The organism is Thermobacillus composti KWC4, from assembly GCF_000227705.2.
GTDB lineage: Bacteria > Bacillota > Bacilli > Paenibacillales > Paenibacillaceae > Thermobacillus > Thermobacillus xylanilyticus.
Window position 1 is genome coordinate 2254214 of the sequence record NC_019897.1, and the last position, 20447, is coordinate 2274660.

18 protein-coding genes are annotated in these 20447 nt (G+C 65.1%); all 18 read right to left on the bottom strand.

Going from position 1 to position 20447, the window contains the following annotated elements; all coding sequences use genetic code 11:
* Nucleotides 1–96: 96 nt before the first annotated feature.
* A complete protein-coding gene (spoVM, locus tag THECO_RS10605) occupies nt 97–177 on the bottom strand; it encodes a stage V sporulation protein SpoVM (protein ID WP_015255041.1) in 81 nt (26 codons plus the stop codon).
* A 134-nt stretch (nt 178–311) separates the two neighbouring features.
* Complete coding sequence (locus tag THECO_RS10610; protein WP_015255042.1) at nt 312–593, bottom strand: hypothetical protein; 282 nt, start codon at nt 591–593, stop codon at nt 312–314.
* Nucleotides 594–605: 12 nt separating this feature from the next.
* Nucleotides 606–1250 (bottom strand): ribulose-phosphate 3-epimerase, encoded by a 645-nt coding sequence (gene rpe / locus THECO_RS10615; protein ID WP_015255043.1) that lies wholly within the window; start codon nt 1248–1250, stop codon nt 606–608.
* A 1-nt stretch (nt 1251) separates the two neighbouring features.
* Nucleotides 1252–2166, bottom strand: a complete 915-nt coding sequence (rsgA, locus tag THECO_RS10620) for a ribosome small subunit-dependent GTPase A (RefSeq protein ID WP_015255044.1) — start codon at nt 2164–2166, stop codon at nt 1252–1254.
* Between the two features lie 3 nt (nt 2167–2169).
* Nucleotides 2170–4347, bottom strand: coding sequence for a Stk1 family PASTA domain-containing Ser/Thr kinase (pknB, locus tag THECO_RS10625; protein ID WP_015255045.1), 2178 nt, complete (start codon nt 4345–4347; stop codon nt 2170–2172).
* Complete coding sequence (locus THECO_RS10630; protein WP_015255046.1) at nt 4344–5108, bottom strand: Stp1/IreP family PP2C-type Ser/Thr phosphatase; 765 nt, start codon at nt 5106–5108, stop codon at nt 4344–4346. The genes pknB and THECO_RS10630 overlap by 4 nt, the downstream gene beginning before the upstream one ends.
* A gap of 7 nt (nt 5109–5115) precedes the next feature.
* A complete protein-coding gene (gene rlmN, locus THECO_RS10635) occupies nt 5116–6159 on the bottom strand; it encodes a 23S rRNA (adenine(2503)-C(2))-methyltransferase RlmN (RefSeq protein ID WP_015255047.1) in 1044 nt (347 codons plus the stop codon).
* Between the two features lie 138 nt (nt 6160–6297).
* The gene (gene rsmB, locus THECO_RS10640) at nt 6298–7677 is read right to left on the bottom strand and encodes a 16S rRNA (cytosine(967)-C(5))-methyltransferase RsmB (protein WP_015255048.1); all 1380 of its coding nucleotides are present in this window, start codon (nt 7675–7677) and stop codon (nt 6298–6300) included.
* Between the two features lie 5 nt (nt 7678–7682).
* Complete coding sequence (fmt, locus tag THECO_RS22290) at nt 7683–8621, bottom strand: methionyl-tRNA formyltransferase (RefSeq protein WP_041854374.1); 939 nt, start codon at nt 8619–8621, stop codon at nt 7683–7685.
* A gap of 5 nt (nt 8622–8626) precedes the next feature.
* On the bottom strand, nt 8627–9118 hold the full coding sequence (gene def, locus THECO_RS10650) for a peptide deformylase (RefSeq protein ID WP_015255050.1): 492 nt from the start codon (nt 9116–9118) through the stop codon (nt 8627–8629).
* 36 nt (nt 9119–9154) lie between these two features.
* Entirely contained in the window at nt 9155–11716 is a 2562-nt protein-coding gene (priA, locus tag THECO_RS10655) for a primosomal protein N' (protein WP_015255051.1), read from the bottom strand.
* The gene (gene coaBC, locus THECO_RS10660; protein ID WP_015255052.1) at nt 11713–12960 is read right to left on the bottom strand and encodes a bifunctional phosphopantothenoylcysteine decarboxylase/phosphopantothenate--cysteine ligase CoaBC; all 1248 of its coding nucleotides are present in this window, start codon (nt 12958–12960) and stop codon (nt 11713–11715) included. The genes priA and coaBC overlap by 4 nt, the downstream gene beginning before the upstream one ends.
* A gap of 77 nt (nt 12961–13037) precedes the next feature.
* Complete coding sequence (gene rpoZ, locus THECO_RS10665) at nt 13038–13244, bottom strand: DNA-directed RNA polymerase subunit omega (protein ID WP_015255053.1); 207 nt, start codon at nt 13242–13244, stop codon at nt 13038–13040.
* Nucleotides 13245–13257: 13 nt separating this feature from the next.
* A complete protein-coding gene (gene gmk / locus THECO_RS10670) occupies nt 13258–13875 on the bottom strand; it encodes a guanylate kinase (protein ID WP_041853877.1) in 618 nt (205 codons plus the stop codon).
* 13 nt (nt 13876–13888) lie between these two features.
* Nucleotides 13889–14149 carry an extracellular matrix/biofilm regulator RemA gene (remA, locus tag THECO_RS10675; RefSeq protein WP_015255055.1) on the bottom strand — a complete coding sequence of 87 codons (261 nt, stop codon included), beginning with the start codon at nt 14147–14149 and terminating at the stop codon, nt 13889–13891.
* A 254-nt stretch (nt 14150–14403) separates the two neighbouring features.
* Nucleotides 14404–16326 carry a bifunctional homocysteine S-methyltransferase/methylenetetrahydrofolate reductase gene (locus tag THECO_RS10680; protein ID WP_015255056.1) on the bottom strand — a complete coding sequence of 641 codons (1923 nt, stop codon included), beginning with the start codon at nt 16324–16326 and terminating at the stop codon, nt 14404–14406.
* Between the two features lie 126 nt (nt 16327–16452).
* Nucleotides 16453–17286, bottom strand: a complete 834-nt coding sequence (gene dapF, locus THECO_RS10685) for a diaminopimelate epimerase (RefSeq protein ID WP_041853878.1) — start codon at nt 17284–17286, stop codon at nt 16453–16455.
* A 166-nt stretch (nt 17287–17452) separates the two neighbouring features.
* Nucleotides 17453–20230, bottom strand: a complete 2778-nt coding sequence (locus tag THECO_RS10690) for a calcium-translocating P-type ATPase, SERCA-type (protein ID WP_015255058.1) — start codon at nt 20228–20230, stop codon at nt 17453–17455.
* Nucleotides 20231–20447: the final 217 nt, after the last annotated feature.

The following is a 20447-nucleotide window of genomic DNA, read 5'->3' on the forward strand; positions in this document are numbered from 1 at the left end:
TGGCATGCTGATGATGCGACGAGCCGCGCCGACGCGCCGGATGGAGCCGGCGCGCTTGTAGCGCCCGGCATTGCCCGGCAGCCGGGGCGGCGGAGGTCAGTTCTTCTGGAACGTATTCAGGATCGCTCGCACGATTCCGCCCAGAAATTTCGGCAGCTTGATCGTATAAAACTTCACGGCTCATCCCCTCCTTCGGCGCGCCCATCGTCAATCCAGTTATATACACGGACATAAAAAATGGTTACAGGTGTCTCGCTCCTGTAACCATCCTATGCATCACCGTTTTGTCCTATTCCGCGGGAGCTTCCGTTTCAATCCGCCGGCGCGATCCGTCCTGTCGAATACAAGATCATGACAAGCACAATCGTGAAGAGGATGAAATAAATGAACGACAGGATGAACAGCCATACCCGCATCGCAATGCGCTCATACCGGGCGAAGAAGCGGATGCCGGCAAACAGCGCGCCGAGCGAGAAAAGAAACCGCCAGAACGTCGGAATCATCGTGAACGCGACAAGCAGCGCACCGATCAGCGTGCTGTAGGCGAACAGCCAGAAGATGTCTTTTCCCCCGATACGTTCCTGATCCGTCATGGCGTCAGCTCCTTATCGCAATTCGGCAATCGCCTGAGCCCGGTCGGAACGTCCGAATACGGCGTTGCCCGCGACGAGCACATCGGCGCCGGCTTCTCTGACAAGCGGCGCGGTCTCCGCGTTGATGCCTCCGTCCACCTGGATATGGACTTCGGCCCTTCCCCGTTCGTTGAGCATGTGCCTGAGCGTCCGGATTTTGTCCAGCACGGACGGGATGAACGACTGGCCCCCGAATCCCGGGTTGACCGTCATGCACAGAATCAGGTCGACATCATCCAGCAGATGCTCGACGAACCCGAGCGGCGTCGCCGGGTTGAGCGCCACCCCCGCCGGCAGCCCGAGCTCCTTGATCTGTCCGACGACGCGATGCAGATGGACGCACGCTTCGGCATGCACCGTAATCCGGTCCGCGCCGGCAGCGGCAAAATCGGCCAGATACCGCTCCGGGCGCTCGATCATGAGATGAACGTCGAACGGCAGCCGGGTCGCGCCGCGGACCGCCTTGATGACCGGCGGACCGAACGTGATGTTCGGCACGAACATGCCGTCCATGACATCGATATGAATCCAGTCGCCGCCGCTGCGCTCGGCATCGGCAATCTCCTCCGCCAGCCGGCCGAAATCGGCCGACAGGATCGAAGGCGCGATGATCGTCATGTCAATACCTCCGCTTCTTCTCGCTCGCTTCCGCCAGAAATGCGGTGTAGCTGTCGTATCGGCTCTGCGCGATCCGCCCTTCGGCGAGCGCCGCGGTGACCGCGCAGCCCGGCTCGTGCACGTGCGTGCAGCCTCTGAACTTGCACTCAGGCGCCAGCTCGCGGAATTCGCGGAAGCACGAGCCGAGGTCCGCATCCTGCAGCTCGCCGAAATCCAGCTGGCTGAAGCCCGGCGTATCCGCGACATAGCCTCCCCTGCCCACCGGAACCAGTTCCGTATGCCGCGTCGTGTGACGGCCCCGGCCGAGCTTTTCGCTGATGGCGTTCGTCTCCAGCTTCAACCCCGGCACCGCGGCGTTGAGCAGCGAAGACTTGCCGACGCCCGACTGGCCGCAGACGACGGACAGCCGGCCGCCCAGCACCTCGCGCAGTTCGTCCACGCCTTCGCCGGTCCGCGCGCAAGTCGCGATCGTCCGGTAGCCGATCGGCGGATAGATGCGCTGAACGGCTTCGAACGCTTCCCGCGCCTCTTCCCCGTCCGGCCCGTCAATCAGATCGCGCTTGGTGAGGCAGATTACGGCGTCAATGCCCGCATGTTCAATGAACGCCAGAAACTTGTCCAGCAGCTGCAGGTTGAGCGCAGGCTCCGCGACGGAGAAGACGACGACCGCCAGCTCGATGTTGGCGACCGGCGGACGGATCAGCACCGATGAGCGGGGATGAATCCGGTCGACGGTGCCTTCCCCGCCGCCGATTTCGGTATAGTCGACCCGGTCGCCGACGAGCGGCGACTCGCCGCGCTTCTTGAAAATGCCGCGCGCGCGGCAGCGGATCGGTCCCTCCGCGCCTTGCTCGTATTTGTCCGGTTCCACGAAATAATAACCTGCTAACGCTTTGACAATGCGTCCGGTGGCCACACATCAATCCTCCTGATGCCCTTCTTCGGACTGCGATTCGGCGCCGGGGTCCGCACCGGGGTCGGACGACAGGACATCCGGGCCGCTTTCCGTCTGCGTGCCCGGTACGGCCTCCCCGTTCGCGCCGGCCCCCTGCGGGACGCCCGACGCCGGCTGATCCTCCTGGGCCGGTGCGCCCGGCACGGACTGGACGCCCCGGCCGCCGGCTTTCGCTTCGTCATAGGTGACCGAGAATGAATCGGTGAACTGGCCGTCACGGTAGATCGTCACGATCGCTTCCGTATTCGGCGCCAGCACGACCTCGACCGGGAACGATTCCGTCTGCTCGATCCGCCGCGTCCCCCAGTCAATCTTCTCTCCGGTCGCGTCGGAGTACTCGATCCGGATCTGGCTCGCCCGGCCGGCAACGGCCGGCGAGATCGAGATATTGAACGTGTAGCGCAGCGCGTCTTCCGGAAGTCCGGAGCTGACGGTCAGCGTCACTTCGTCGCCCTTGGCGACGGGGTCGCCCGGCATGTACGGGAACTGGTCGATGACGGTGCCTTCGGGCTTGTAGCTCGGCGCGCGCACGATGCCTTCATCCGGACCGAGCTTCAGTTCGTATTGCTCCAGTACTTTTTTCGCCTCGTCCAACGATTTCCCGATCAGCGTCGGCATGTCGAACGTCTCGCGCCCCTTGCTGACAACGAATTTGATGCGCGCCGTCTTCGGATCAAACCGCTCGCCGGCTGCGATCGACTGCTCGATGATGATGCCCGGCTCGGCCTCGTCGAAGACGTCTTCACGTTCGATCTGAAGATCGGCTGCCATGCCCAGCGCTTCCAGCTGCATCTGCGCATCGGCGTACTTGCGCCCGACGAAATTCTCCATCGTCTCGAGCTTCGGTCCGCTGCTCACGGTAAGCTGGATATATGAGCCGGTCTTCACGCGCATGTTCATCTTGTTCTGCGATATGACGACGCCCGCCGGCACTTCATCGTTCTCCTCGTAGATCACCGGGTCCTCGACCTTCAGCCCTTCCGCCTCCAGCCGCTCGCGGGCCGCCGCCTCTTGCATGCCGACGACATACGGCACGTCGACTTCGTCCGTGTCGAGAATGTCGCGCACCATCCGCACGCCCCAGATCGCCAGCGCGGCGAAGACGATCGTCAGAACGAGCGCCGCCACCGGCTTGACCCATCTGCGCGGCTTCGACTCGTCGATCCACTCCGGCTCGTCGGGAAACGACTCATCTTCGCCGTCCTCGCCGCCGCTGCGCGCCGAGGTCTGCGCCTCGGCCGTCCCGCGGATGGCCGGCATGATGCGCGTCGCTTCCGGATCCACCTCGTCTTCGTCGAACGTCAGCTTCGGCTCGTGAAGCCGCTCCGGGGAAAGGCAGGTCTCCAGATCGTTCAGCATCTCCCGGGCCGAAGCGTACCGTTCGTCCGGATTTTTGCGCATCGCGCGCAGAATGACGTTCTCCAGACTTTGCGGGATGAGCGGATTGACCTGGCGCGGTTCCTCGAACCCGTCCTGCAGATGTTTGAGCGCCACGCTGATCGGGCTTTCGCCGAGGAACGGCAGACGCCCCGTCACCATTTGGTACAATACGACGCCGAGAGAATATAAGTCCGATTTCTCGCCCGTGACGACGCCTTTGGCGTGTTCCGGCGAAAGATAATGCACCGAACCGACGACCGATCCCGTCTGGGTGATGGTCGACGACGTAACGGCGCGCGCGATGCCGAAGTCGGTCACCTTCACCCGTCCGTTCTTGCCGATCAGGATGTTGTGCGGTTTGATGTCACGGTGAATGATCTGATTCAGATGGGCGTGGTCGAGCGCGTCGCAGATCTGCACGGCAATCCGCACCGCTTCGTCCGGCTGCAGCGGCGCCCGCTCCTTGATGATGTCGTTCAGGTTCCGCCCCTCGACATATTCCATGACGATATAGTGCGTGTCGTCCTGCTGCCCGACATCGTAGACGCTGACGATGTTCGGATGCGAGAGCGAAGCCGCGGCCTGCGCCTCCCGGTTGAAGCGGCGCACGAATTCCTCGTCGTGGACGAATTGCTGGCGCAAAATTTTCACGGCGACATTGCGGTTCAGCAAAATGTCGTGCGCCCGGTAGACGAGCGCCATCCCGCCTCCGCCGATTCGCTCGATGATCTCGTATCGGCCTCCGAGTTCGTGTCCGATCATGCCGGCTGTTCACCCCCCGGATGCCCGTCACTGTATTCGATCAGCAGGACGGTCACGTTGTCCTCGCCGCCCGCTTCAAGCGCAAGCTCGATCAGCCGGTTCGCTTTCGCGTCAAGATCAAGATCCTCATCCAGCAGCGTCTCGCGGATCTCGTCCTCGGACACCATCGCGTACAGACCGTCGCTGCAGAGCAGCAGTCTGTCCCCCGGCTGCCAGGAGAAGCCCTTGAGGTCGACCTCCACTTCCCGCTCCGTCCCGAGCGCCCGCGTCAGCACGTGGCGGCGCGGATGGTTCGCCGCCTCTTCCGGGCTGATCTGCCCGGACTTCGCAAGTTCATTGACGAGCGTATGGTCTTCGGTCAGCAGCCGGAGCGTATCCCCGCGCTGCTTATACGCGCGGCTGTCCCCGATATGACCGATGAACCCGGCATCCCCGAGCAGAAGCGCCGCCACCACGGTCGTACCCATGTTCCGATAGTGCTCGTTGCGCGCGGCCAGATCGAAGACCGCTTCGTTCGCCTGCAGAATCGCCTGGCAGAGCGCCGTCTTCGCCTGTTTATGCGTAAGATCCGCCTGGACGGACGCGATCGCCTCGCGGAAGGTGTCGACCGCAAGCTGGCTGGCGACGTCTCCGGCCTGGTGTCCGCCCATGCCGTCGGCCACGATCGCGGCCGTCAAGCCGCTCGGCAGCTCGGCGGCCCAGGCGCGGTCCTCGTTGACAAGCCGGATGCGCCCGACGTCGCTTCGGTTAGCCGTTCTCAATCCGATATCACCTCATCGATTCCATATGCTTGGCCCGCAGCTGTCCGCATGCCGCGGCGATGTCATGTCCCTGCTCCCTGCGGATCGTCGCGTTGATGCCGCGGCTTTGCAGAATGCGATGGAACGCGAAAATGTCTTCCCGCGGCGTGCGCACGTATTTCCGCTCCGGCACGTAGTTGACCGGAATGAGATTGACGTGGCACAACATGCCGTTCAGCACGTCCGCCAGTTCTTCCGCATGTTCCGGCCGGTCGTTTACGCCGCCGATCAGCGCGTATTCAAACGTGACGCGGCGGCCGGTCTTCGCAATGTAATACCGGATCGCCTCCATCACCTCGTCGAACGGATAGCGCCGGTTGACCGGCATGAGCTTCGACCGCAGCGCATCGTTCGGCGCATGGATCGAAATCGCCAGATTGATCTGCGTGTTCTCGTCCGCAAACCGGTAAATGTTCGGCACGATGCCGCTCGTGGATACCGTGATATGGCGCTGGCCGATGTTGAGTCCCTTCGCGTGCGTGACGATGCGGAGAAACTTCATCGTCGCGTCATAGTTTTCGAACGGCTCGCCCGATCCCATGATGACGATGCTTGCAATCCGCTCGACCGTCTCATCGAGCATCTGCTGCGCCGTAACCACCTGCGCGACGATCTCGCCGGCCGTCAGGTTCCGTTTCAGCCCGCCGAGGGTTGACGCGCAGAACGTGCAGCCGATCCGGCAGCCCACCTGCGTCGTGACGCAGATGCTGATGCCGTAGTTGTGGCGCATAACGACCGTCTCGATCGCATGGTTGTCATGCAAGCCGAACAAATATTTGACCGTTCCGTCCTTCGATGTGAGCCGCGTGATCTCCGAGAGCGCCACGAACGCGAACGCCTCATCCAGCTTCGCCCGGAGCGCCTTCGGCAAGTTCGTCATGTCCTCGAACGACCGGACGCGCTTCACATACAGCCAGTCGAACAGCTGGTCCGCGCGGAACGCGGGCTCTCCGGCTTCCTTCATCCAATCTTTGAGCTCGTCTAGCGTATAGTCGTATATGAAAGGTTTCATCGTTTCGCTCCATCCGCTGTCAATTGCCGGAACCGTTCCGGCAGCGGCTTGCGCCGCGGACTGCCGGACAGCGCCGCCATTATCCATATATTTTACCACAGCCGGCCGGGTTCGAACCACTTCGGGCCGGCGGCGCCGCTACCAGCGTTTGCGCAGCCGCGCGATGAAGAAGCCGTCCGTTCCCGCCATGTGCGGCAGCAGCGTCACCGAACCGGTCTCGGGCGACGGTTCGGGGATGCCGGCGGCGAGGAAGCCGTCGAGAATCGACTGCGGCCAAACGCAATCCGGCGCAAACTCGGAATGCGAAGCCAGAAACTTCGCGATCTGCTCCTCGTTCTCGCGCGGCTCGAACGTGCAGGTGCTGTACACGAGCAATCCGCCGGGCTTTACGAGCGCAGACGCGGCGGCAAGCAGCCGGTGCTGGACCGCGGCGATCTCGTCGATGTCTTCCGGCTTTTTCGTCCAGCGGATTTCCGGCTTGCGGCGGATGACGCCGAAGCCGCTGCACGGCGCGTCGAGCAGCACGATGTCCATCGATTCGGCGCCGACGCGGCGCGGCAGCTCCGCTGCGTCGCACACCGACGTGCGGACGGAGGTGAGGCCGAGCCGCTGCGCCTGCTCGACGATCAACCGCTCTTTGTGCGGATGGATGTCGTTCGCCAGGACGACGCCGACGTCGCCCATCAGTTCCGCGAGATGGGTCGACTTGCCGCCGGGCGCGGCGCAGCAGTCCAGCACCCGCATGCCCGGTTCCGGGTCGCAGGCTTCCGCGACCAGCATCGCGGCTTCGTCCTGCACCGTCCATTCGCCGTCGCGGTACCCGTCCGTGCCGGCCAGGTTCCCGCCCCGGCGAATGACGATGCCGGCCTGTGTGATCAGCGACAGCTTCGCGTCGTATCCTTCCGCCTTGAGCCGCTCCAGCACCGAACGGCGGCCGCCGCGCAGACGATTCACCCGGATGCTCGTCTTCGGCCGTTCGTTGAGCGCCGCCATGATCTTGTCCGCCGTCTCCTCGCCGTACGATTCGATCCAGCGCGCGGCCATCCATTCCGGAAACGAATGCTTCAGCGACAGCCGGCGGGCCGGATCGGGATCATCCGGCAGCGTCAATTCGTCCCGGCAGCCGGCCAGGCTGCGCAGGACGCCGTTGACCAGGCTGACGACGCCGGGATGTCCGCGCTTCTTCGCGATCTTGACCGCTTCGCCGACCGCCGCGTGCGGCGGAACCCGGTCCAGATAGACGAGCTGATACAGGCTCATCCTCAGCAGCGTCAGCACCCACGGTTGCAGCTTGTCCAGTCCGCGCGCGACAAACCGGGCGAGCCAGTAGTCGAGCGTCAGCCGGCGCTGGATCGTGCCGTACACCAGCTCCGTCGCGAGCCCCGTGTCGGTCCTGGAAAGACCGGCGCTTCTGAGCGTCCGGTTCAGTTCAATGTTGCTGTATGCGCCTTCCCTCTCGACGCGCAGCAGCATGTCGAGCGCGGCTTCCCGCGCCGTTGTGCCGCGTCTGGTCAACATCGTCATCATCCTCCGAATGCGGCGCCGGGCGGAAGGCGCATTCCCTTCAGCCACTCGGCGGCCGGCATCGCTTTCTTGCCGGCGGGCTGCACCTGCAGCAGTTCCAGCCAGCCGTCGCCGGCCGCGACGAACAGCCGGCCGCCCGCCGCCCGGATCGTTCCGGGACGCGCATCCGCCCCGCCGCCGGGCCCGTCTGCGGGCCGGCATTGCCACACTTTGAACACTTCGCCGTTCAAGAGTGTATACCCGCCGGCGAACGGCGAAAGTCCCCGCACCTGGTCATACAGCTGCTTCGCGCCGCGCGACCAGTCGAGGCGCTCGTCCTCGCGCGTCAAGTTCGGCGCATAGGTCGCCTCCGCGTCGTTCTGCGGCACGGCCCGCGCCGTTCCCGCGATGATGCCGGGCAGCGTGCGGACGAGCAGTTCGGCTCCCGCCTCGCTGAGCTTGGCGAACAGGGTGCCGGCCGTGTCGTCCGGCTCGATCGGCACCTCGACCCGGCTGATCATGTCGCCGGTGTCGAGCCCTTCGGCCATGTACATGATCGTCACGCCGGTGACCGTCTCCCCGTTCATGATCGCACGCTGGATCGGCGCGCCGCCGCGGTACTTCGGCAGCAGCGACCCGTGCACATTGATGCAGCCGAGTCGCGGCAGATCGAGCAGCGATTTCGGCAGAATCTGCCCGTACGCCGCCGTGACGATCAGATCCGGCTCATAAGCGGCGATCGCCTCCACCGCTTCCGGACGCCGCACGCGCTCCGGCTGCAGCACCGGAATGCCGAGTTCTTCCGCCGCGGCCTTCACCGGCGTCGGCATCAGCACCCGCTTGCGGCCCTGCGGCCGGTCGGGCTGGGAGACGACGGCCGCGATCCGGTATCCGGACGCGGCGAGGGCGCGCAGCGAAGGCACGGCGAACTCGGGCGTCCCCATGAATACGATGCGAATGTCCTTCATTCTTCCTCTTCTTCCTGCCCTGTCGATTCCGGAATTTTATAAACCTCGTCCGCAATATCGGTGAACAGCACGCCGTTCAGATGATCGACCTCATGCTGGAATGCGCGCGCCAGATACCCTTCCGCTTCGATGGTGAACGGATTTCCGTCCCGGTCCTGCCCTTTGACGACAACCCGCCGGGCGCGCCGGACGATCCCGTTCAGGCCCGGAATGCTGAGACACCCTTCGGGCCCGATCTGCTCGCCTTCCCGCTCGACGATCTCCGGATTCACCATCTCGATCAGTCCGTGCTCGTCTCCGACATCGACGACGATGACCCGCTTCAGAATGCCGATCTGCGGCGCGGCAAGCCCGACGCCCTTCGCGTCGTACATCGTGTCGGCCATGTCGCGAAGCAGCTTGTGCAGATTCGCGTTGAACCTGGTCACTTCTTTCGCGCGCTCCCGCAGCACGGGATCGGGATCTTTCACAATCAGCCTGATGGCCATGCGGTTTTGCACATCCTTCTGGTTACAGAATCAAATTTACAGAATCACTTGAGGATCGACATCGACGCTGATCTGGACGTCCCCTGCGGAACGGTCCCCGGCGAGCGTTTCGGCCGCCTGCCGGATCAGGCCCGCCGCGTCGACGATTCCCCGATATTTTATCATAACTTGCCACCTGTAGCGATCTTTGAGGCGCGGGATCGGCGATGCCGCGGGGCCGACCAGTTCCAGCGCCGCCCCCGAACCGCCGGCGAGCGGCTTCAGCAGCCCGGCGGAGGCGGCGGCGCCGCGCAGCGCCGCGGCGAACCTCTCGGCCGCCTCGGCGAGTTTCGGCAGCTCCGGATGCGACAGCGTCGCAAGCGCCAGCCGGCAGAACGGCGGATACGACAGCAGCCGCCGGGCACGCAGCTCCTCGCGCACGAACCCGTCATAATCGTGGCGCTGCGCCGCGCGGATCGCGTAATGGTCGGGTGAATACGTCTGCACGACCACCTCGCCGGGCAGATCGTGCCGCCCCGCCCGGCCGGCGACCTGCGTGATGAGCTGGAACGTCCGCTCCGCCGCGCGGAAATCCGGCAGATGGAGCGACGTGTCCGCGGCGATGACGCCGACCAGCGTGACCAGCGGAAAATCAAGACCTTTCGCCACCATCTGCGTGCCGAGCAGCACATCCGCCTCGCGCCGGCCGAACGCCGACAGCAATTTCTCATGCGCGCCTTTCGTGCCGGTCGTGTCGACATCCATCCGGATGACGCGGATACCGGGGAACGCGCGGTACAATTCCTCCTCGACGCGCTCCGTCCCGGTGCCGAAATAACGGATATGCGGGCTGCCGCACGCCGGACATTCCTCCGGCTGCCGCTCCGCATGGCCGCAGTAATGGCAGCGCAGCACACCGCTCCGCTGATGGTAGGTCAGCGCGATCTCGCAATGCGGACAGCCGGCCGTATAACCGCAGGAGCGGCACATGACGAACGTGCTGTACCCGCGCCGGTTGAGCAGCAGCACGGTCTGTTCGCCGCGTTCCAGCCGCTGCGTCAGCGCCTCGCGCAGCCGGCGGCTGAACATCGTCCGGTTGCCCGCGGCCAGCTCTTCCCGCATGTCGACGATGTCCACCGGCGGCAGCGGCAGGCCGAGCGCCCGTTCGGGCAGCGGCAGCCATTCGGCGGACCGGAGCGCCGCGCCGGGACACACCCGGGCGGCCGGACCGTCCGCCTGCCCGCCGCTTTCCGCCGCGGCCGCGGCGGGCGCGAGCCGCGCGGCGGCGAAGCTCTCGAGCGACGGCGTCGCCGAGCCGAGGACGACGACCGCGCCGTGCTGTCCGGCCCGGTGCACCGCCGCGTCGCGCGCGTGATATTTCGGGCTCTCCTCCTGCTTGTAGGACGATTCGTGCTCCTCGTCGATGATGATCAGGCCGATCCGCTCAAACGGCGCGAACACGGCCGAGCGCGCCCCGATCGCCACCCGGACGCGGCCGTCGCGGACTTTGCGCCACTCGTCGTACCGTTCCCCCAGCGACAGACGGCTGTGCATGACGGCTACATCGCTGCCGAACCGCCCCTTGAACCGTTCGACCATCTGCGGCGTCAGCGCGATCTCCGGCACGAGCACGATCGCCTGCCGGCCGGACGCGATGCACCGCTCGATCGCCTGCAGGTAAACTTCCGTCTTGCCGCTGCCGGTCACACCCTGCAGCAGCATCGCGGCAGGCTTTCCGCTTTCGAGCGCCTCCGCGATGCGCCGGTACGCGGCGGCCTGCGCATCCGTCAGCGGCAGCGGCCGGGTCGGCGTGAACCGGCGTCCCGCGTACGGGTCGCGGTCTTCCTCCACCGCTTCGATGCTGAGCAGCCCTTTGTCCGCCAGCGCGCGGAATATCGATTCCGAGAACCCGCTTTCTTCCGCCAGCCTGCGCAGAGGCACCGGCTCATTCCGCTCCAGCATATGCAGGAGCGCCTGGCGCTGTTTCGTGAGCCTCGCCGGAAACGCCGCGGCGGCCGCCTCGGCCGCCGCCCGGTCCTCGGGCGGGAAGACGGTCAGAATCTTCTTCACCGACAGCCGGTCCCTGACCTGCGCCGATTCGGCAAGCACGCCGCGCCGCAGCGCACCGCTGACGGCCTGCGCCTCGTCGGGGAACCGTTCCAGCAGGGTGGTCAGCTTCACCGGCCCGTATCGTTTGAGCCAGGCGATCAGCGCATCCGAGAGGCCGGGCGCCGCTTCCGCGTGATCCGCGGCTCCCGGGTTTTGCGCCAGACTGACCATTCGTTCCGCCTTGCCCTTGAGTGCCGCGGGAATCATCGCCTGCATGGCCGCCGTCCAGGTGCAGCCGTAGGTATCCGCCATCCAGCGCGCCAATTCGATCAGATCGGGACGAAGCGGCGGCGTCGGATCGAGCAGTTCGCCGATCGGCTTCAGACGGCCGGGCTCCACTTCCGCTTCCTGCGCGAAACCGACGACGAATCCTTGCACCGTCCTTCCGCCGAACGGCACCGCGACGCGGCTGCCGACCTCGATCCACGCTTCGGCTTCCTCGGGGACACGGTAATCGAACGGCCGGTCCGTCTGCCGCGCGGCAACGTCGACGACGACGCGGGCGATCACGGCGCTTCCGCCTCCCGGTCGGCCAGCCGCTCGGCCGCCAGCCGCATCAGGCGCAGCCCGATCTCCTGCTTCGGCATGACTTTCCATTCGGCCGTCCTGCCGGCCGCGTCGAACACGCTCACCGCGTTCGTATCAACGTCGAAGCCCGCGCCGGGCGCCGTCACGTCGTTCGCGACGATCAGGTCGCAGTTTTTGCGCCGCAGCTTGTCCATCGCGTTCGCTTCCAGGTCGTCCGTCTCCGCCGCGAACCCGATGAGCAGCTGCTTCGTCTTCCGCCGTCCCGCTTCCGCGAGAATGTCGGGCGTTTTCTCCAATTCCAGCGTCAGGCGGTCTTCCTTTTTCTTCATCTTGGACGTCCGGCGTACCGCGGGCCGGTAGTCGGCGACGGCGGCCGCCTTCACGACGACGTCCGCCGCGTCGAACCGCTCCATGACCGCCCGCAGCATGTCTTCGGCGGATTCCACGCGGACGACCTCGACGCCGGCCGGAAGCTCCGCGGTCACCCGCGCCGCGATCAGCGTCACATCCGCTCCGAGATCGCGCGCCGCCTCGGCGATTGCGATGCCCATCTTGCCGGACGAATCGTTCGTGATATAGCGAACCGGGTCGATCCGCTCCACCGTGCCGCCGGCCGTCACGATGACCCTGCGGCCCGCAAGCGGATGCCCTCCGGCAGCTTCACGCGCCATTTCGGCGAGCAGCGCTTCCGCTGTGTCGGCAATGGTCTCGGGCTCGGCCAGCCGGCCTTTGCCGACGTAGCCGCACGCCAGCTGGCCCGTGCCCGGCTCCACGAACCGGACGCCCCGCTCGGCGAGCAGCCTGAGGTTCGCCTGCACCGCCGGATGGGCGTACATGTGAACATTCATGGCGGGCGCCACGAGAATCGGCGCGGTCGTCGCGAGCAGCGTCGTGCTCAGCATGTCGTCCGCCAGCCCGTGTGCCATCTTGGCGATGATGTTCGCCGTCGCCGGCGCCACGATGAACAGGTCCGCATGATCCGCCAGATCGATATGCGAAACGACGGCGGGATCCCGCTCGTCGAAGGTGTCCGTATAGACCGGATTGCGCGACAGCGTCTGGAACGTCAGCGGCGCGACGAATTTGGCGGCCGATTCGGTCATGATCACCCGCACATCCGCGCCCCGCTGCGTCAGCCGGCTGACCAGCGCCGCCGCCTTGTAGGCGGCGATGCCCCCCGTCACGCCGACCACGATCGTCCTTCCCCGCAGGCTGCTGCTCACCATAAACGTCCGATTCCTCCTTTTCGTATCCCGGGGATAAAAAAGAACAACCCGCGTCCAAGGGGTTGTTGCCGTGTCCGTTATTTCGCGTTCGAATCTTGTTCAATGGCGAGGAGATCGTGGTAAATTTCCTCCAGCGCCACGCCGACCGGCTTGTGGGATTTGGGCGACTCCAGCTGCGACTTGGCGCCGTCCCGGAGCATTCTCGCCCGTTTGGCGGCCGCCACGACGAGCGAATATTTGCTGTCGACCTTCTTCATCATCTCGTCAATCGATGGATACAGCATGTGCGTCACCTCTTCACGCTTTATGGATGAAGGGCATCAGTCCCGAATATTCCTTCACGATGCGGTCGCGCCGGCAATGTTCGGCGGTAATGATGCTCTGGATGCGGCGGCAGGCCGCCTCGATTTCGTCGTTGACGACGGCATAATCGTATTCGGTGATCATGCCGATCTCCCTGCTCGCTTCCGACATCCGGGTGTCGATGACGGCGGCCGTCTCCGTGCCGCGCCCGGAAATGCGCTGCCTCAGCTCGTCAAGCGACGGCGGAAGCAGGAAAATGAACACGCCTTCCGGATAATTCCGCTTCACCTGCAGCGCGCCCTTGACATCGATTTCCAAAATAATGTCCTTGCCCTCCGCGATCGTCCGCTCGACGGGTTCGCGAGGCGTGCCGTACAAATTCCCGACGTACTCGGCATACTCCAGCAATGCCCCGCGTTCGATCATCTCCTGGAACTGCTCGCGGGTCTTGTAATAGTAGTCCACGCCTTCGGCCTCTCCGGCCCGCGGCGCACGCGTTGTCGCGGACACGGAATAGACGAGTTCCGGCATCATGCGGCGAAGCGCTCTGCAGACGGTCCCTTTGCCCACGCCGGACGGTCCCGACAACACGATCAACAATCCCTGTTTCATGATACGCCCCAATTCATTCGTCGTTGTCGTCTTCTTTCACGGACAGGCGGTGCGCCACCGTCTCCGGCTGCACGGCAGACAGGATGACGTGGTCGCTGTCGGTAATGATGACAGCCCGCGTGCGCCTTCCGTAAGTGGCGTCGATCAACATGTGGCGGTCGCGCGCTTCCTGGATGATCCGTTTGATCGGCGCCGATTCCGGACTGACGATCGAAATGATCCGGTTGGCCGACACGATGTTGCCGAATCCGATATTGATCAGTTTGATTGCCATTGTGGTCTCCTCCCGGTCGTCATGCCGTTCCGCCCCGCATGCGGGGCTTGCCGCGATGATCCGTCACCAACGGAACAGGCATGATCGCTAACGCAATTCCGGCGCTGCGTATGCGGGCGGCTTTGCACTATTGTTGACATCCGGCGGCCGGAGCATACGTTCGCGCCGCCATCGTTCGGCCTTTAGGCCGCTTACGGCCCGGCTGGGCCGCGGCGTCTTCCGGTCCGATCCGTGGCAGGTGTAACCATTGGACTCTATTTTAATTCATTTTCTCCGGAGGAACAAGAGATAACGGACGTTTTCACGCTCGCTTTCGCGCGCACGTAACCGGTCAATTTCGCCGTCATGTCATAGAACATGAAAGGTGTCATCAGATAGATCCCGTTGAAAAACGAAAGCGCGGCATCCAGCAGCTCTTCCGCGATCCGGACGCCTTCCGTCCGGCCGGCTTCGCCCTCCAGTCCGGCCATCCGCCTGCGGACTTCGTCCGACAGCTCGATGCCCGGCACCTCATTATGGAGAAACTCGGCGTTTCGTCCGCTCGCGAGCGGCATGATGCCGATAAAGATCGGCACGCCGATATGCCGGGTGGCGTCGGCGATCCGCTCGATGAGCGCGGCGTCGTACACCGGCTGCGTCATGATGAAGTCGGCGCCGGACTCGACCTTCTTCTCCAGCCGCCGGACCGCCTTGTCCAAATGTTTGACGTTCGGATTGAAGGCGGCGCCGACGACGAAGCGCGCCCGCTGCTTGAGCGGCTTGCCGGAGAACGCGATGCCCTCGTTCAGCTGCTTGATCATCCGGATCATGTCGAAGCTGGTCATGTCGTAGACCGAGCTCGATCCGGGCAGGTCGCCGAATTTCGCGGGATCACCGGTCACCGCGAGCACATGGTCGATGCCGAGCGCGTGCAGCCCCATCATATGCGACTGCGTGCCGATCAGGTTCCGGTCCCGGCAGGCGATGTGCACGAGCGGCCGGATGCCGACCTGCTCCTTCACGATGGCGCCGAGCGCCAGATTGCTCATGCGCGTCACCGCGAGCGAATTGTCGGCCATTGTAAGGGCGTCCGCCCCCGCATCCCGCAGCGCTCTCGCGCCGGCCATAAATTTGGAGGTGTCGAGATCCCGCGGCGGATCCAGTTCGACGATGACGGTGGGCCGCTGCCGGACGAGCTCGACGATCGTCGGCCCGTCTCCGCCGCCCGGGGCTTCGCCGCCGCCCGTCGGCGCGGGTTCCGCGTTCACCCGGATTTGCGGCGCGGAAGCCTGTACGGCCTCCGCCGTCCGCTCCGGAGCCGCCGCGCCCGGCGTCCAGCCGGCCAGGGAGGCGGCGATCGCCGCGACATGTTCGGGCGTCGTCCCGCAGCAGCCGCCGATCAGCCGCGCGCCGCGGTCCGCGAACCGCCGCGCGCAATCGCCGAAATACGCCGGACCGGCGGCGTACGTATACCGGCCGTCGACGTAGTCTGCGCCGCCCGCGTTCGGAAAGACGGAAATCGGCAGCTTCACCGCGCCGTCCAGCGCGTCGATCGCGTGCAGAATGCCGTTCGGCCCGCTCTCGCAGTTGAAGCCGACGGCATCGGCGCCTGCATCTTCGAGCCGGCGGAACGCTTCGCCGATCGGCAGTCCGGAGTAGAGCAGCCCCGTTCCGACGGCCGCCAGCTGGCAGATGACCGTCACGTCGGAGCGGTCCCGCACGAGGCGAAGCGCGAGCAGCAGTTCGTCGAGATCGTAGAACGTCTCAAGGAGAATGCCGTCCACGCCCGCATCGAGCAGCGCATCGATCTGCCCGGCGAAGGCTCGCTCGACCGCCGGCGTCCCCACGGCGGTCAGCCGTCCGGTGCGGATCGCGCCGACAGCGCCGACGACCCAGGCGTCCGCGCCGACCGCTTCGCGCGCGATGCGCACCCCTTCCCGGTTGATCCGCGCCGCCTCATCTTCCAGCCCGTAACGGGCGAGCCGCTCCGCGTTCGCGGAGAACGTGTTCGTCTCGATGACGCGCGCGCCCGCATCGTAATATTGCTTGTGGAGGGACGCAATCGTCTCCGGCCGGGTCATGTTGAATTCCTCGTATGATACGCCGATCGGATACCCGAGCTGATGCAGATACGTCCCCATCGCGCCGTCTCCGGTCAGCACCGCAGTCCGCAGCGCATCCCGCAAAACCGGTTTCATCCTTAATCCTCCCAGCGGCGCCCGGGAGCCGCAGACAGCAGAAAAGCAGCCCGCATGAAGTCCGGCCGCTTCTCTCCTTGCTTCCGGGGCAAGTCTTATGCCCTTATGTTAACGGTACGGGCGCCGTCAGGCAAGCGTTCCGGTGAACACTTCCGCCGCAGGACCCGTCATGTACACGTGATTGTCCTCCTCGCTCCATTCGATGAGCAGATCGCCGCCTGCGAGCGATACGGTCGCCGTCCGGTCGGTCAGGCCGCCGAGCACCGACGCGACCAGCGTCGCGCATGCGCCCGTGCCGCATGCCAGCGTCGGACCCGCTCCCCGCTCCCAGACGCGCATGACGGCGTGCGTCCGCGAAGCGACGGTGACGAATTCGACGTTCGTCTTGCGCGGGAACAGCGGGTGCGTCTCGAGCAGCGGTCCCCATTTGTGCAGATCGAACGACGCCGCGTCGTCCACGAAAATGACGCAATGCGGATTGCCCATCGATACCGCCGTGAAATGAAACGTGCGGCCTTCCGCTTCGATCGGATGCCCGATCACCGGGTTGAGGTCAATCGTCGTCGGAACGGCGAGGCCATTCAGAATCGGTTCGCCCATGTCCACCCGCACCTTGGCGGCTTTGCCGCCTTCGGCCGCAATCTGCAGCTGCTGCACGCTCGCGCCGAGCGTCTCGATCGTGACCGTATCCTTCGAGATCAGCCCGCGGTCGTACACATACTTCGCAACGCAGCGGATCGCGTTGCCGCACTGCTCGGCTTCCGAGCCGTCCGGATTCATGATGCGCATGCGGAAATCGGCGCGATCGGACGGCAGGATGTACACCAGGCCGTCGGCGCCGATGCCGAAATGGCGGTCGCACAGCTGGACGGCAAGGCCCGACGCGCCCTCCGGAAGCTCACGCTCCCCCGCGACCACGATGAAGTCGTTCCCGAGACCATGCATTTTCACAAACTCCACAGACTTTGCACTCCCTTGGCTTCCGGCGATATCGCCGTATCCGCGTACTATGCTGTCAGCATACCCGGCTGCGCGGGCCAAGAGTATTGATCCATCCGTCGATTGTTTGCACTTATCCGAATGAAGCAGGCATGGTCCCGGAAAACATGCCAGATTGCGTGTCAGATCAGGACGAGACGGGACGCGGACCGCCGTATGTGATGCGCCGCCGCTTGCGGCTGCCGGGCGATCCGAGCACGCTGCCGATGCCCATCACGAATGTCGGGATGCCGGCGGCCACGAACACGAGCGACCAATCGCGGAAACCGAGCGGCACCGTCTTGAAGATCGCCTGCAGCGGCTCGACGTACAGCACCGGAATCATGAGCGCCAGTGAAGAGAGCACGGCCAGCACGAGCCAGCGGTTCTCCAGCAGGTTCCGGTGGAAAATCGAGCGCGAGCTGCGGCAGTCGAACACATGGATGAGCTGGGCCATGACGAGCGTGGCGAACGCGACCGTCTGCGCCCGCTGCAGATCGCCGCTCGACCGCAGCGTCAGGACGAACGCGCCGAGCGTGCACAGGCCGATCAGCAAGCCGCGGCTGATGATCTTCCAGCCGAGCCGGCGGGCGAAGATGCTCTCCCGCGATCCGCGCGGCGGCTGGCGCATCAGATCTTTCTCGGGCTGGTCGACGCCGAGCGCCATAGCCGGCAGACCGTCCGTCACCAGATTGACCCACAGAATCTGGATCGGAACGAGCGGCAGCGGCAGCGCGAACATCATCGCCAGGAACATCGTCAGAATCTCGCCGACATTGGACGCGAGCAGGTAGCGGATGAACTTGCGGATATTTTCGTAGATGCCGCGTCCTTCCTCGATCGCCGCGACGATCGTCGCGAAATTGTCGTCGGACAGGACGAGCGAAGAAGCCTCCTTCGAGACGTCCGTGCCCGTGATGCCCATCGCGATGCCGATGTCCGCCGACTTGATCGCCGGCGCGTCGTTCACGCCGTCGCCCGTCATCGCAACGACATGGCCCTTGCGCTGCAGCGCCTTGACGATGCGCAGCTTGTGCTCCGGCGCAACGCGGGCGTAGACGTAGGTATCCTCGACGACGCGGTCAAGCTGCGCGTCCGTCATCGCCTCGAGCTGCCGGCCGTCGAGCGACCGGCCCCCGCGCGGCAGAATGCCGAGCTGGCTTGCGATCGCCTCGGCGGTGAGCCGGTGGTCGCCGGTGATCATCACCGTCTTGATGCCCGCCTGCCGGCAGGTCGCGATCGCGCCCAGCACTTCCCGGCGCGGCGGATCGATCATGCCGGCCAGGCCGACGAAGATGAGCTGCTTCTCGACGTCCGCTTCGCTGTCCGTCGGATCCTGCGGGCGCAGATCGCGGTAGGCGAGGCCGAGCACGCGCAACGCCGATTCGGCCATCTTCTCCGCGGCTTCGGCCGCCTTCTGCCTTAAGCTGGGCGTGAACGGCACGACATTGCCGTCCCAGAGCACATAGGCGCACTGCTCCATCAGCAGGTCGGGCGCGCCCTTCGTGCAGACGATCCGGCCGCCCTGGTGGCTGACCAGCACGGACATCCGCTTGCGCTCCGAATCGAAGGGATATTCCTTTTCCCTACGGTACAATCCTTCGAGCGACGACACCGTGACGCCCAGCTTGGCCGCCAGCACGATGAGCGCGCCTTCCGTCGGATCGCCCTGCATGATCCATTCTTCCGCGGCCTCCGCCTGCCTGCCCGCGCGCCGCGGCTGCCCGTCTTCTCCGGCGCGGACCAGCCGCGCGTTGTTGCACAGCGCCGCAACCTGCAGCAGCCGGCGCAGCGCGGCATCCCGCTTCAGGTCGGCCGGCGCGCCGTTCTCGAGCACCTCGCCCCGCGGCACGTAGCCTTCCCCGGTCACTTCAAGCGTGCGGCCGCCCGTCCAGAGCCGGGTGACGGTCATTTTGTTCTGTGTCAGCGTGCCCGTCTTGTCCGAGCAGATGACCGTGGCGCAGCCGAGCGTCTCGACGGACGGCAGCTTGCGTACGATCGCCCGCCTGCGGATCATCCGCTGCACGCCGAGCGCCAGGGCGATCGTGACGATCGCCGGCAGCCCTTCCGGAATGGCGGCGACGGCGAGGCTGACGCCTGCCAGGAACATGTCGTAGGCGGGCTGACCGTGCAGGATGCCTGCGATGACGACCATCACGGTCAGCGCGATCGCCACCGCGATCAGCACTTTGCCGAGCTGCGCGAGGCGCCGCTGCAGCGGAGTCTCGGCTTCTTCCGCCTGTTCGATCATGTGGGCGATTTTGCCCATTTCGGTCTGCATGCCGGTGCGGATGACGATGCCGCGGCCCGTGCCGCGCGTCACCATCGTGCCCATGAAGCCGATGTTCTTCAGATCGCCCGTCCCCAGCCCGTCTTCGTCGATCGGCCGGGCAGATTTTTCGACCGGCACCGATTCGCCCGTCAGCGCGGACTCTTCCGTGTACAGGCTGCTCGCTTCGAGCAGCCGGAGATCGGCCGGCACCCGGTCGCCGCTCTCGAGGATGACGATGTCGCCCGGCACAAGTGTCGCGGCCGGGATATCCTGCACCGTCCCGTCCCGGACGACGCGCGCCGTCGGCGCGGACAGAGCTTTCAGCGAGCGCAGCGACTGCTCGGCCCGATATTCCTGGATGAAGCCGAGCACGCCGTTCAGCACGATGATGGCCAGAATTGCGGCGGCGTCCATATATTCGCCGAGCAGCCCAGAGATCAGCGTCGCTCCGATGAGCACCAGCACCATGAAGTCTTTGAACTGGTTCAGAAACAGCACGATCGGCGGCGTGCGCCTGCCTTCCGCCAATTCATTCCGGCCGTGCTCGGCAAGCCGGCGCGCCGCTTCTGCCGCGGACAGCCCGCTCGCCGCATCGCTCCCGAGCGCCTCGACCAGTTCGCGCGGGCCAAGCCGGTGCCACATCTTTTGTTCCATCCGTCTCCCTCCCGTAATCCGCTCTCCGGCCCCCGTCAGGAACGAATGGGCGGACAGCCTCGTTACAGGGATAATGTATTCGGACAACCGGCGAAATATCCCATTTGCGCCGAAGGGGTGTAAATTTGCAAGATAGATTATAATTTTTGCGATGGCAAAATCCGGGCCGAATCGGGCCGGTTCACAGCTCTCTGCGCGGTGCTCGTGATTTCAGGCG

Bases quoted from the DNA above. Each gene is read 5' to 3' on its own strand.
- THECO_RS10610 (WP_015255042.1), bottom strand. From the start codon at position 593: ATGACGGATCAGGAACGTATCGGGGGAAAAGACATCTTCTGGCTGTTC.
- rpe (WP_015255043.1), bottom strand. From the start codon at position 1,250: ATGACGATCATCGCGCCTTCGATCCTGTCGGCCGATTTCGGCCGGCTG.
- pknB (WP_015255045.1), bottom strand. From the start codon at position 4,347: ATGATCGGACACGAACTCGGAGGCCGATACGAGATCATCGAGCGAATC.
- rlmN (WP_015255047.1), bottom strand. From the start codon at position 6,159: ATGAAACCTTTCATATACGACTATACGCTAGACGAGCTCAAAGATTGG.
- rsmB (WP_015255048.1), bottom strand. From the start codon at position 7,677: ATGTTGACCAGACGCGGCACAACGGCGCGGGAAGCCGCGCTCGACATG.
- def (WP_015255050.1), bottom strand. From the start codon at position 9,118: ATGGCCATCAGGCTGATTGTGAAAGATCCCGATCCCGTGCTGCGGGAG.
- coaBC (WP_015255052.1), bottom strand. From the start codon at position 12,960: ATGGTGAGCAGCAGCCTGCGGGGAAGGACGATCGTGGTCGGCGTGACG.
- rpoZ (WP_015255053.1), bottom strand. From the start codon at position 13,244: ATGCTGTATCCATCGATTGACGAGATGATGAAGAAGGTCGACAGCAAA.
- gmk (WP_041853877.1), bottom strand. From the start codon at position 13,875: ATGAAACAGGGATTGTTGATCGTGTTGTCGGGACCGTCCGGCGTGGGC.
- remA (WP_015255055.1), bottom strand. From the start codon at position 14,149: ATGGCAATCAAACTGATCAATATCGGATTCGGCAACATCGTGTCGGCC.
- THECO_RS10680 (WP_015255056.1), bottom strand. From the start codon at position 16,326: ATGAAACCGGTTTTGCGGGATGCGCTGCGGACTGCGGTGCTGACCGGA.
- THECO_RS10690 (WP_015255058.1), bottom strand. From the start codon at position 20,230: ATGGAACAAAAGATGTGGCACCGGCTTGGCCCGCGCGAACTGGTCGAG.